This window comes from Paenibacillus sp. FSL M7-1414 (genome assembly GCF_038003195.1).
GTDB classification, from domain to species: domain Bacteria; phylum Bacillota; class Bacilli; order Paenibacillales; family Paenibacillaceae; genus Paenibacillus; species Paenibacillus amylolyticus.
The window spans coordinates 2,422,348-2,435,142 of record NZ_JBBOOS010000001.1 but is presented as its reverse complement, the minus strand read 5'-3'; the positions used below and the strand labels follow the sequence as shown (position 1 = coordinate 2,435,142).

The window sequence follows — 12,795 nt, the reverse complement described above, 5'->3', positions numbered from 1 at the left end:
CCCATTCATCTCCTTGCAAATTCAAGAATCAAACGTTCCTGTACTTCACTTAAAGTGACTTTCTCGTCGACTTTCTGCTTGGTAAAGTTCCATATACTATCAATCTGGTCTATCGATTCATCTATGGCTGCATTTGATCCCCGCTGGTAAGCTCCAATATTGATCAAATCTTCCGATTCTTTGTACACAGCCATCAAACGTTTCATATTATTAACGGCTTCCAACTGCTCTTCTGGAGCAATATCCTTCATAACACGGCTTATGCTGGCTAACACATCAATCGCTGGAAAATGACCTTTATTTGCAATGGATCGATTTAATACGATGTGTCCATCCAGAATACCCCTTACCGCATCCGCGATCGGTTCATTCATGTCATCCCCATCGACCAGAACGGTGTAAAAGGCTGTAATCGAACCGGTAGGTCCTGTACCCGCCCGTTCAAGCAGTTTTGGCAAACTCGCAAAAACCGATGGCGTATATCCTCTCATTGCCGGAGGTTCACCTACGGCCAGACCCACTTCCCTTTGTGCCATCGCATATCGGGTTACCGAATCCATCATGAGCATCACGTTCATTCCACGATCTCGGAAATACTCTGCAATAGTGGTCGCAATAACTGCTCCCTTAATCCGAATCAGGGCAGGCTGATCTGAAGTTGCAACAATGACTACGGAGCGTTCCAGTCCTTCCGGACCCAGATCCCGTTCAATAAAGTCGCGCACCTCACGTCCACGCTCACCCACAAGCGCGATGACATTGACATCTGCTGCTGTATTACGAGCGATCATGCCCATCAATGTACTCTTACCAACACCAGAACCGGCAAAAATACCTACACGCTGTCCCTTACCTACGGTCAACAATCCGTCGATAGCTCTTACACCAACACCCATCGTTTCAAGTACACGTGGACGATCCATTGGATTAACCGGTGTATTGGAGGTTGAGTACATCGGCATTCTGGATGGAAGGAGGGAACCGTCCAGCGGTTGTCCAAGTCCGTCCAATACTTTACCGAGCAATTCGGAGCCTACCTGAACGCCGAGTGGTTTACCCGTACCTACTACATCGCAACCAGGACCGATGGATTGAAGTTCACCCAGTGGCATCAGCAGCACTTTGTTATCTCGAAACCCAACAACTTCGGCCTGAAGAGGCTTAGCCGATTTACCAGGATAGATATAACATACGTCACCGATACTTGCATCTGGCCCTTCTGACTCCACCATAAGACCAATGACCTGAGTAACTTTGCCGTTAATACGAACAGGATCGAATTGGCGCAAATGTTCCATATATCGCTGTGAACTAAGAACCTTCATGTTGATTTTTTCGCTCCTCATCCTCAAGTGCTATGCGGACCAGTTCTTTTTTAATCTCAGCAAGCTGTGTATCAATTCTCGCATCTACACTTCCAAACGAAGAACGAATGACACATCCCTTATCTTTGACCGTTGAATCAGGCAAAATCTGCAATTCTGCCTGAGAGTCAATGGACAGAGACAATTCTTCACGAGCTGCCTGTACAAATGTAAACTGATCAGGTGCCACACAGAGTGTGATCAAACCCTGTTCCCGTTTACGTGACAAACTCTGACGAATCAGTTCCAATGTATGATCGGGTTCAATGGTAAGTTGCTTATCAATGACTTTCTCAGCGATCCCGCAAGCGAGCTCCACGAGGAACGGTTCGGCTTCCTGAATGATCTGATCTTTAGCTACATAAGCTTCCTTGAGCACTTCCTGGGCTTCAATCATCATCTTTTCGATCTGCACCTGGAGATCCAGTTCAGCTTGTACTTTGCCTTCTTCAAAACCCTGTTGGAAACCTTGTGAACGAAGCGCTTCAGTCAGATGTTCATCCTGTTGTCGTTGTTCCTGCCACCAGCTGTCGATCTGTTCACGGGCCTCTTGAAGCATGCGCTCTGCCTCTTCTGAAGCTTCACGTACTTGCTTTTCTGCAAACTCCTTGGCATCTTCCAGCATTTCTGCGGTAAGACGTTGTGTTTCTTCGTCCACGCGTGCTTGAAGTGTCTCAACTTCAGAACCTTCAGCACTCACACCATTTAATTCCGTTTCAGACTCCTCAGCACCACCATAATGATGATGATTTTCAAGTTTTTTACGGTCATCAACCGGTACATACTGGAAAGATTTAATCAAATTAGACAATGATATCATCTCCTCCACCGCGTGCGATAATGATCTCACCGGCTTCTTCCAATCTGCGTATCGTTCCTACGATACGTGTCTGAGCTTCCTCAACATCACGCAATCGCACAGGTCCCATGAATTCCATCTCTTCTTTGAATGTCTCGGACATCCGTTTCGACATATTCCGGAACACGGCATCCCGAACTTCTTCGCTTGCCACTTTGAGTGCCAACTGCAAATCTGCGTTGTCGATATCCCGAATAATGCGCTGAATCGAACGATCATCCACATTGACGATATCTTCGAATACAAACATGCGTTTTTTGATTTCCTCTGCAAGCTCTGGATCCTGAATCTCGAGCGAGTCCAAAATGGTACGTTCTGTCCCCCGATCGACTCCGTTCAGAATCTGAACGATCGATTCGATACCACCCGCATTCGTGTAATCCTGCGTTACAGTAGAAGATAGTTTCTGTTCCAGAACCCGCTCCACTTGAGAGATAACTTCTGGCGAAGTACTATCCATAACAGCCACCCGGCGAGCGACATCTGCCTGTTTCTCTTGTGGCAAGGATGATAGAATCGCTGCTGCCTGTTCGAATTGCAGGTAAGACAGAACCAGGGCAATCGTTTGCGGGCTTTCATTCTGAATAAAGTTCAAAATTTGATTCGGATCTGCTTTGCGCGCAAAGTCAAATGGTCTGACTTGCAGCGTAGCTGTCAAACGATTAATGACTTCAAGTGCTTTTGATGAACCCAGAGCTTTTTCCAGGATTTCTCTGGCGTAATTGATACCGCCCTGAGAGATATATTCCTGCGCCAGACAAATCTGGTGAAACTCGGCCATGATCATATCCTTTTCGGAAGAATCAACTTTGCGAACGTTGGCAATCTCCAACGTAAGTTGCTCGATCTCTTCGTCACGCAGATGTTTGAAAATCTGAGCCGATACTTCCGGACCTAATGTAATCAACAATATTGCTGCTTTTTGTCTGCCAGTCAAACCTTGACTGCTTGCCTTTGCCAATGCGCTCACCTCTATTCGTCAGCCAGCCATGTACGCAGCAGATTGACGAATTCGTCTGGCTTTTTCTTGGCCAAACTCTCCAATTGTTTGCGCACCTGACTTTCGTTCGTTACACTGTCCAGCGTAATGGATGGGAACTCTGTTGCTATTGGAAGAGGAATCTCTTCTTCTTCGACTTCGTTTTGTTTGCGGCGACGGCGTACTAACAAAATAACTACCGCTGCGATCAATGCCGCTATGAGTGCGCCTCCACCCCACATCATCGTTGAGGAAAGCTGGAAACCTGTATTGTCTGCAGAGGCAGTCTGGAAGCCTTGTGACATGACTGAAACTTTCTTTGTCAGATCGGCGTCACTTATTACAGTGCCTGAGTCTGCCAGTGAAGCACGAACAATGTTAACCAAAATGTTCTCAATTGCGTCCTGAACCGGTCCCTGTAATTCTGTTTCTCCATTCGGTGGTTCAACTGCAACGTTAATGGTTAAGTCTTTTACAGTATACGGACTGGAAATGATATCCTTGGCAATTCGATTAACATCGTAGTTTATAGTGCTTGATGATTCTTCGGAGGTAGAGTTACCGGTTGCATCAGATGATGGGTAACCCGGAACTTCCTCTTGTCCTGTGCCAGCAACACCACCTGTTGGATTGCTTGCGCCAGTGTAGCTCTTTTGAATCTCCTGCACACTGATCTCGATGCCTTTCATATTATCTACATCAACAGGTGTGACCAGATTTTCCTTACGTGTTTCTTTGTCAAAATTAAGCTTGGACGCTACCAAAACATTAACTTTGTCTTCGCCTACAATCTGGGAAAGGAATTGCTTTACGTTATTACGGACATCGTTTTCAAACTTTTTCTGTAGTGCCATGTTCTCTTGAACTTCGGAAGACAACCCGCCACTGCCACCTCGGGCAGTTGGAATCAATTCTGCTTCATCTGTGTTCGTAATTGTGATGTTCTCAACAGGCAGATTAGGAATTGCAGTCTTAACCAAGTTAAAGTAGCCATCTACCGCTGCCTGATTTGGGTGATAACCCGGTTTGAATTGAAGAGCTACCGATGCTGATGCTTTGTCTTGTTCTTCTAAACCAGCAAAGATGTTATCTTTCGGCATATTAACCAGTACTTTAGCATCCTGTATCCCTTGCATCCGCTGAAGTAACTGTTCAACTTCTCCGTTTATAGCGTTGTTGTACTTTACATCAAACTCTTTATCCGTCATCCCGATGGGGGATGATGACTCCTCGAATGACTTATACCCTAATGAACCATTCTGAATAATCCCTTGAGATCCAACGTTCACCTTTGCAATTGCAACACTTGTACTCGGTACGGATATGGTCTTGCCATCTGAACTTAATTTGTATGGAATGCTAGATGAATCGAGATAACTGATAACGCCCGCTGAATCACTTGCATTCAAATCTGTAAAAGCAACTTCATATTCCGTTTTGGACAATTGCATCGTGAGTACGACTGCAGCCAAAATCAGGAACAGGAAGGTGGATATAAATAATACTTTTTGCTTTTTGCTAAAACTATTCCAATACTGGGATGCCTTATCCCTGTACTGGGCGATTCTCTCATTCACTCTGTCACCCCATCCGAAACTTTGCTTAGTCTGTCCTTACTCAACCCTAGCCGTTTCATAGGTTGACGATCAGGAGCAGCATCGCAGCTGCTTTGTTGTAATGATCAGCGCTATTATCGAAGCGCAAGTAGGTTATTCTATAACTGCGTTCGCATAACTTCTTGGTATGCTTCGACCACTTTGTTTCGGACTTGAGTTGTGAGTTGTAGGCTTAACAAGGCCTGTTCTGAAGCAATCATCACTTGATCCACATTCGCTTTGCCGACCAAAAATTGATTCGACATTTCATGCGATTGAGCCTCCTGTGCTGCAACGGACCCTAATGCATTCTGTAAGTATGTACCGAAGCTCTGAATGGTTTCGGCTGGTGTAGAAGGCTTACTTTCGGTTGCACTCTTCATCTGTAGCGGTTGTATCCCCTGTGTGCTAAACATGTTGTTCTGAATCATTAATGTCCCTCCCCTTCATCCTGGTTTGTATTTTTCTTATTTTCATTTTTAAGCAGATTATCTTCCAATCTCCAAAGCTTTGGAGATCATCGCTTTGGTTGAATTCAGTGCTGTTACGTTTGCTTCATAGGAACGCGAAGCAGAGATCATGTCGACCATTTCTTTCGCAATATCCACATTAGGCATAAATACATATCCTTCTGCGTTTGCATCCGGATGAGAAGGGTCATACACAGGTTTCAGAGGTGACTGATCCTCGCGAATCTCCGTTACTCTTACGCCATCTCCTGAACCGCTACCTCTCATCTGATTTTGCAGCATCGTACCAAATGACGTTTTATTCGGCTCAAGCACAACCATTTTACGTTTGTAAGGGACCGCTTCACCATTGGATACGCTCGCGCGCGTAGTCTCTGCGTTGGCAATGTTGGAAGATATAACGTCCATCCGCAACCGTTGGGCTGTCAGAGCTGAGCTACTGATACTAAAACTATTACTAATGTTCAATTTAGGTTATCTCCCTTCCACGCCAACACGCATGATTTTAATTTGTTCATTCACTTGCTGAATATAAGCGTTATAACGTAACTGATTCTCCGCCAGAAGACTCATTTCTCTGTCTATATCGACATTGTTTTCGTTGTTATTCATGGAGGTTGACTGGTCCATATTAACTACTGGCGTGGGTACGGAAGAGGAAGGACCTATGACAAAATGCCTTGCATCAGTTACTTTACCCTTAAGAACAGGCATATCTCCATTCATTTGCCCTTGCAACATTTCTTCAAAAGAAACGTCCGAGCGCTTGAAATACGGGGTATCGGCGTTCGCGATGTTGTCAGCAATTGTTCGTTGTCTGATATTGGACGCATCGAGTGCACCTTGCAATCTTTTAAAGCTGATATCGTTTAAAAGATTCACAATCCCCCTCCTCTCTTTAGAAGTTATGGAAAAAGATTGTATCTTTTCCCTTGAAAATTCTTATGTTTTTTTCGACAAAAACATTCGTCTTTACACGGTTTTCTAGGACTTAAGTAGAATTAACTCTGATGTTGTCGTATAACATAAGTTTCTTCGAGTTTGGGATTTATTACAATAAGAAAAAAGCCCTATCTTTTCTGAAAGACGGGGCTTTTTGTGTATTTTCTGCAAATTATGAATTTTTTCGTAAATGTTGGGGCCCAAAACAAAAGTATGTTAATACTCTCCCTTATTGTTCTTATACATTCTTAAAATAAAAAAAAAATTTCGAGTCTCAACATGAGCTTATAACGCCCGTAATTATGTATAATTCCGAATATTTCATAGTTGATAATGTTAGAATTTTTTGCTGTTATACTAAGGGTTTAAAGACAATATGATAGGTATACATACAAAGCTGTATATTAATCAATTGACAAATTATCTTTCAAGACTAAAGAAAACTCGTCTTGCCCACACAACACTTTCTTAACAATTAAGCGGGGTCTATATATTTTAATTTTAAGAAAACAATTAGTGACTTCAAACTTTTCAACAATTCATCATTTTGCGCATTTACGCAACATTTACCAATCTGTCGACTAAACCGATGACCAGACTTGGAATAAGGAAAATTCTTTTAATGGGAATCATTGGGTATGGAATGGAAGAATAACTACCACTCCGATAGGTTTTAACTCCGTATACATGCGGCACAAGTCCTAGGTTTTGTCGATCCGTATAACAACCACACATCTTTTATCGGTTGTAACATCAAAATCCTTTAGATAGAAACAAAAATAAACGATATGCGCCAAGTAAGAGGGCCTTTGTGATTCGTTAAAGGATCGCGTCCCTTTGTCGATCACACAAATGTTCTCTACTCTCTTGCATACCGTTCATTTATAACATCATTTTAACAACTACATTACTAGCCGCAGCCGCATGTTACAGGATATACTGACTCAAATCACGATCAAGCGCAATATCATTTAATTTCTCCCGGACATACTCCGGAGTAATCACCATACGTTCCAGTGTAAGCTCAGGTGCCTCAAAGGATAAATCCTCCAAAAGCTTCTCAAGAATCGTATGCAATCGACGTGCACCTATATTTTCTGTATTTTGATTGACGGATTCAGCCAATTTGGCAATCTCGCGAATGGCCTCATCTGAGAACTCAATCTCAATATTCTCTGTGCGCAACAGATCAACATACTGCTTGGTCAGTGCATTTTGGGGTTCAGTCAGAATGGATACAAACTCCTCAAGTGTTAGACTGCTTAGTTCCACACGGATTGGGAAGCGTCCCTGAAGCTCAGGAATCAGATCAGAGGGTTTGGCGACGTGGAATGCACCAGCTGCCATAAACAGAATATAATCCGTTTTGACAGGACCATATTTCGTCATTACTGTAGACCCCTCTACGATAGGCAGAATGTCACGTTGCACACCCTCACGGGATACATCAGGTCCACTACCGCGTCCTTGACTGGCAACCTTGTCGATTTCATCTATGAAAATGATACCTGTCTGCTCCGCCCGGCGAATGGACTCTTGTGTAACATCATCCATATCGATCAATTTGCCTGCTTCTTCCTGGATCAACACTTTGCGCGCTTCTTTGATAGCGAGCTTGCGCTTTTTCGTACGACGAGGTAAGAGGCTGCCAAACATCTCCTGCATATTCATGCCCATCTGATCATTACCTTGTCCAGCAAACATGTCCATCATGTTAGGCGCAGTGTCTTCGACATCAATCTCAATGATGTCATCCTCCAACTTGCCGGACAACAGATCAAACTTGATCTTACGGCGGCGTTCGGCAACCCCAGTATCCGGTTCTGGCTCATCCTGTTCCTGAACGTTGTTGCCATTATTACCAAAGATCATCTCAAAGGGATTACGCTGACTCTTGGACTTAGACTGTGAAGGAGCCAAAATATGTACAATTCGCTCATTGGCAGCTTCTTCAGCTTTGTCCTTCACTTTTTCAGTCCGCTCCAGCTTCACCATACGCAGTGATGTCTCAATCAGATCACGCACCATCGATTCAACGTCACGGCCAACGTAACCTACTTCAGTGAACTTGGTAGCTTCCACTTTCACAAATGGCGCACCTACCAGTTTAGCGAGGCGACGGGCGATTTCCGTTTTACCCACACCGGTAGGTCCAATCATCAAGATATTTTTAGGCACAATGTCGTCCTGAGTGTGCTCAGGCAAAAGGCTACGCCGATAACGATTACGAAGGGCTACCGCTACCGATTTTTTAGCTTTCTTTTGACCTACAATATACTTGTCAAGCTCTGCAACAATCTGTCTCGGTGTTAACGCTTGAGTATTCATATTGCTTCCCTCCTACCAGTATGTTGAATTTATTTTTCCTAACAAGGACAAAGAATCCCCTAGACGTCCTGGAGCAGATTACAGAATCATGCTCCACTACGGGAGATTTCTTTGGCTTATAACTCTTCTACAATAATATTATTATTGGTATATACACATAGCTCCGAGGCAATCTGAAGTGATTCACGCGCAATATCTTTGGCTTCCAGGTTTACTGCATGACGTTTCAACGCACGCGCAGCAGATAAGGCGAAGTTTCCACCTGATCCGATAGCAATAACGTCATCATCCGGTTCAATTATCTCCCCGCCGCCTGAAATGAGCAGCATACCTGATTTGTCCATCACAATCAACAGCGCCTCAAGCTTACGCAAGATCCGATCCTGACGCCAATCCTTGGCAAGCTCTACAGCAGCACGTTGCAAGTTACCATGGTGCTCCTCGAGCTTACCTTCGAATTTCTCAAACAGGGTGATCGCATCCGCCACAGAACCAGCAAAGCCAGCAACAACCTGTCCGCGGTACAAACGTCTTACCTTCTTGGCTGTATTCTTCATCACAACACTTTGGCCCATGGTCACCTGACCATCTCCTGCGATTGCAGCCTTACCATTATGACGAACAGCACAGATCGTTGTAGCATGAAATGACATATCCATGATATCAGCATCCTCCCACGAATAATTTATACGCGTTCCGGAACAGTTAGACCTTCTGCCGCAGCAAAACTAGTAATGCCATCCAGTGCACGCTGTGCAAGAGCTTCATTTTTTTCCTTTTTGTTACGAATCTTTGTTTCAAGCTTCGGCAACAAACCAAAGTTTGCGTTCATTGGTTGGAAGTGCTTGAAGTCAGCAGTTGTAATATACTGAGCCATACTGCCAAGTGTTGTTTCTACCGGCAATACCACCAGTTCCTGCCCAAGTGCTGCTTTGGCTGCGTTCATGCCGGCAATTAGCCCTGATGCAGCAGATTCCACATATCCTTCTACACCCGTCATCTGACCTGCAAAGAACAGGTTTGGACGCTCTTTAAACTGATACGTCGGAAGAAGCAGTTTAGGAGAGTTAATAAATGTATTACGGTGCATTACGCCATAACGAACGAACTCTGCATTTTCAAGTCCAGGAATAAGGGAAAAGACACGTTTCTGTTCTCCCCATTTCAGATGCGTCTGGAAGCCCACCAAGTTATACAGGGTTCCAGCTGCATTGTCCTGTCTAAGCTGAACAACCGCATGTGGCAACTCTCCTGTATGAGGGTTAACCAGACCTACCGGTTTCATTGGACCAAACAGAGCCGTCTGTTTCCCGCGTTTCATCATCACTTCGATTGGCATACAGCCTTCAAAGTAGATTTCTTTCTCAAACTCTTTTAATTGAGCAACCTCAGCAGTAATGAGAGCTTCATAGAAGACATCAAACTCTTCTTCTGTCATCGGACAGTTCAGATATGCCGCTTCACCCTTATCATAACGGGAAGCCAGATACACTTTATTCATATCAATTGAATCTTTTTCGATGATCGGTGCTGCTGCATCATAGAAGTAGAAATATTCTTCACCCATTAGTGCCTTGATTTGCTCAGACAATGCCGGTGAAGTCAACGGACCCGTTGCCACAACAACGATGCCATCTTCCGGCAGAGAAGTTAATTCCTCATTCACCACTTCGATGAGCGGATGCTGGTGCAACGTGGATGTAATCTCACCTGAAAATCCATCCCGGTCCACAGCAAGCGCCCCACCTGCGGGAACTGCATGTTTGTCTGCTGCTGACAATACAAGAGAATTGAGCATTCTCATTTCTTCTTTTAACACACCTACTGCATTGGTCAATCCATTCGCACGCAGCGAGTTGCTACATACCAGTTCTGCAAATTTATCCGTATGATGGGCTGGCGTTTTCACAACAGGTCTCATCTCGTATAATTTTACGCGTACGCCGCGACTTGCAATCTGCCAGGCCGCTTCTGTTCCTGCCAGACCGGCACCAATAACGGTTACTTGTTGTTCATTCGTCAAAATCATTTACCCCCATAAAGCAATTTCATATTTCACTATAATTGTATTGATTCACATATATACTAATCTGCTGATTCGTCATCCGGTTCATCCACCGGCTCCTGATGATCACATGAAGTACACTGCAATCGTGCTCCCTTTTTGTTCCGCTTTTCAATCATTAGCGATCCGCAACTTGGACATGGTTTGGCTGAAGGTCTGTCCCATGAGACAAAATCACATTCAGGATATTTGTCACAACCGTAGAAAATACGTCCTTTTTTGCTACGACGCTCAACAACATGACCTTCCTTACACTTCGGACAAGTCACGCCGATATCCTTGATAATCGGTTTGGTATTCCGGCAATCAGGGAAGCCCGAGCACGCAAGAAACTTGCCAAAACGTCCGAGTTTATAAACCAGCGGTTTGCCGCACTTCTCACAGATCTCATCGGATACTTCGTCTTCAATCTCGATTTCTTTCATTTCTTCTTCCGCAAACTCAAGGCGTTTCTCAAAAGATTCATAGAATTCTGCGAGTACTTTGACCCAATCCTCCGAACCTTCCTCCACATGGTCAAGATCACCTTCCATGTTTGCGGTGAACTCTACATTCAGGATTTCCGGGAAAAACTCTTCCATCTGTTCGATGACCAGTTCACCCAGCTCGGTCGGCATGAATTTCTTTTCCTCAATTGCAACATATCCGCGCTTCTGAATGGTCTCCAGTGTTGGCGCATATGTACTCGGACGCCCTATACCCAATTCCTCAAGCGTCTTAACCAACCTTGCCTCCGTATATCGGGGTGGCGGTTGTGTAAAATGCTGTTTTGGCTCAATCTCCTGCTTCTCAAGCACATCTCCACTTTTCAACGGAGGCAGCAGACGATCTTCATCAGTTGTACCATCGTCGTTTCCTTCAACATATACCTTCATGAAACCTTGGAATCGTACCTTCGAACCTGCTGCACGGAAAATGGTGTCCCCCGCAGCAATATCTACAGAGAGTGTATCCAGGATAGCCGAAGACATCTGGCTCGCAACAAAACGTTCCCATACCAGTTTGTACAACCGGAACTGATCGCGACTCATGAATGACTTGATTGAGTCAGGGTCACGCAAAATTGAAGTTGGACGAATCGCTTCATGCGCATCCTGAGCATTAGCTGCTTTTTTGGAATAGTTTCGTGGAGTCTCAGGTGCAAATGGCTCACCATACTTACCAACGATATATTCTTTGGCTTCTTCTTGTGCAGATGCCGCAATTCGTGTGGAGTCCGTACGCATATACGTGATGAGACCTACTGTGCCTTCTTTTCCAAGGTCTACACCTTCATATAGTTGTTGGGCGACCGACATCGTCTTGGAAGCTCTGAAATTCAATTTACGTGCCGCTTCCTGTTGCAGAGAACTTGTCGTAAACGGGGCGGAGGGGTTACGGCTCCGTTCTTTCTCTTTAACTTCCTTGATCGTAAAGTCTGCACCTTCGATCTGTTTCAGGATCGCTTGCACTTCCGCTTCACTGCCCAGCTCTGTTTTGGCCCCGTTCAGTTTATGAAACTTGGCTTCAAACGGATTGCCGTCTGCTGTCAGTTTGGCGGTAATGCTCCAGTATTCTTCCGGCTCAAAATCATCAATTTCATTTTCACGATCTAAAATGATTTTAACAGCCACGGACTGAACCCGGCCTGCAGACAAACCTTTTTTCACTTTCTTCCATAATAACGGACTAATTTTATATCCAACGAGTCGATCCAGAATACGTCTTGCCTGCTGCGCGTTAACCAAATCCATATTGATTTTCCGCGGCGTTTTGAACGCATCTTTGACCGCCTGTTTTGTAATTTCATTAAATACTACCCGGCAATCTGCCGTATCATCCAGTTCAAGAGCATGGGCCAAATGCCATGCGATAGCCTCACCTTCGCGATCCGGGTCAGCTGCGAGATACACTTTTTTCACTTTCTTCCGTGCATCCTTCAGTTCTTTCAAAATTGAACCTTTGCCGCGGATCGTAATATATTTCGGATTAAAATCATTCTCTACCTCAACGCCGATCTGACTCTTTGGCAAATCGCGAATATGCCCCATCGAAGCTTTTACGATGAACTTGCTGCCTAAATATTTGCCTATCGTCTTCGCCTTTGAGGGCGACTCCACGATTACGAGTGCATCCGCCATAGGTTCATCCTCCTCTCAGTCATGAAACTGTCATGAAACTGTTTTGTAAGCTTATGCATAGTTAATAACTTCT

Annotated in this window: 11 protein-coding genes; all 11 read right to left on the bottom strand. The window is 44.6% G+C overall.

Annotated elements, in window-relative coordinates:
• Nucleotides 1-5 precede the first annotated feature (5 nt).
• A complete protein-coding gene (gene fliI, locus MHH92_RS11030) occupies nt 6-1,325 on the bottom strand; it encodes a flagellar protein export ATPase FliI (RefSeq protein WP_036609365.1) in 1,320 nt (439 codons plus the stop codon).
• On the bottom strand, nt 1,312-2,175 hold the full coding sequence (locus MHH92_RS11025) for a FliH/SctL family protein (RefSeq protein WP_076249819.1): 864 nt from the start codon (nt 2,173-2,175) through the stop codon (nt 1,312-1,314). Before MHH92_RS11025 ends, fliI begins: the two co-directional genes overlap by 14 nt.
• Nucleotides 2,168-3,184 (bottom strand): flagellar motor switch protein FliG, encoded by a 1,017-nt coding sequence (fliG, locus tag MHH92_RS11020; RefSeq protein ID WP_047842476.1) that lies wholly within the window; start codon nt 3,182-3,184, stop codon nt 2,168-2,170. The genes MHH92_RS11025 and fliG overlap by 8 nt, the downstream gene beginning before the upstream one ends.
• A gap of 11 nt (nt 3,185-3,195) precedes the next feature.
• Complete coding sequence (gene fliF, locus MHH92_RS11015; protein WP_036609370.1) at nt 3,196-4,779, bottom strand: flagellar basal-body MS-ring/collar protein FliF; 1,584 nt, start codon at nt 4,777-4,779, stop codon at nt 3,196-3,198.
• 137 nt (nt 4,780-4,916) lie between these two features.
• A complete protein-coding gene (fliE, locus tag MHH92_RS11010) occupies nt 4,917-5,228 on the bottom strand; it encodes a flagellar hook-basal body complex protein FliE (protein WP_017689190.1) in 312 nt (103 codons plus the stop codon).
• A 57-nt stretch (nt 5,229-5,285) separates the two neighbouring features.
• Nucleotides 5,286-5,735 (bottom strand): flagellar basal body rod protein FlgC, encoded by a 450-nt coding sequence (gene flgC / locus MHH92_RS11005; RefSeq protein WP_017689191.1) that lies wholly within the window; start codon nt 5,733-5,735, stop codon nt 5,286-5,288.
• A gap of 6 nt (nt 5,736-5,741) precedes the next feature.
• Nucleotides 5,742-6,149: a flagellar basal body rod protein FlgB gene (flgB, locus tag MHH92_RS11000; protein ID WP_036670359.1), complete on the bottom strand. Its 408-nt coding sequence runs from the start codon at nt 6,147-6,149 to the stop codon at nt 5,742-5,744.
• Between the two features lie 987 nt (nt 6,150-7,136).
• A complete protein-coding gene (gene hslU / locus MHH92_RS10995; protein ID WP_047842474.1) occupies nt 7,137-8,537 on the bottom strand; it encodes an ATP-dependent protease ATPase subunit HslU in 1,401 nt (466 codons plus the stop codon).
• A 116-nt stretch (nt 8,538-8,653) separates the two neighbouring features.
• Nucleotides 8,654-9,196, bottom strand: coding sequence for an ATP-dependent protease subunit HslV (gene hslV, locus MHH92_RS10990; RefSeq protein ID WP_017689194.1), 543 nt, complete (start codon nt 9,194-9,196; stop codon nt 8,654-8,656).
• Between the two features lie 26 nt (nt 9,197-9,222).
• The gene (trmFO, locus tag MHH92_RS10985) at nt 9,223-10,566 is read right to left on the bottom strand and encodes an FADH(2)-oxidizing methylenetetrahydrofolate--tRNA-(uracil(54)-C(5))-methyltransferase TrmFO (protein ID WP_370511405.1); all 1,344 of its coding nucleotides are present in this window, start codon (nt 10,564-10,566) and stop codon (nt 9,223-9,225) included.
• Nucleotides 10,567-10,622: 56 nt separating this feature from the next.
• Nucleotides 10,623-12,722, bottom strand: a complete 2,100-nt coding sequence (topA, locus tag MHH92_RS10980) for a type I DNA topoisomerase (protein ID WP_047842473.1) — start codon at nt 12,720-12,722, stop codon at nt 10,623-10,625.
• Nucleotides 12,723-12,795 lie beyond the last annotated feature (73 nt).

Bases quoted from the DNA above. Each gene is read 5' to 3' on its own strand.
- fliI (WP_036609365.1), bottom strand. From the start codon at position 1,325: ATGAAGGTTCTTAGTTCACAGCGATATATGGAACATTTGCGCCAATTC.
- hslU (WP_047842474.1), bottom strand. From the start codon at position 8,537: ATGAATACTCAAGCGTTAACACCGAGACAGATTGTTGCAGAGCTTGAC.
- hslV (WP_017689194.1), bottom strand. From the start codon at position 9,196: ATGGATATGTCATTTCATGCTACAACGATCTGTGCTGTTCGTCATAAT.
- topA (WP_047842473.1), bottom strand. From the start codon at position 12,722: ATGGCGGATGCACTCGTAATCGTGGAGTCGCCCTCAAAGGCGAAGACG.
- fliE (WP_017689190.1), bottom strand. From the start codon at position 5,228: ATGATTCAGAACAACATGTTTAGCACACAGGGGATACAACCGCTACAG.
- trmFO (WP_370511405.1), bottom strand. From the start codon at position 10,566: ATGATTTTGACGAATGAACAACAAGTAACCGTTATTGGTGCCGGTCTG.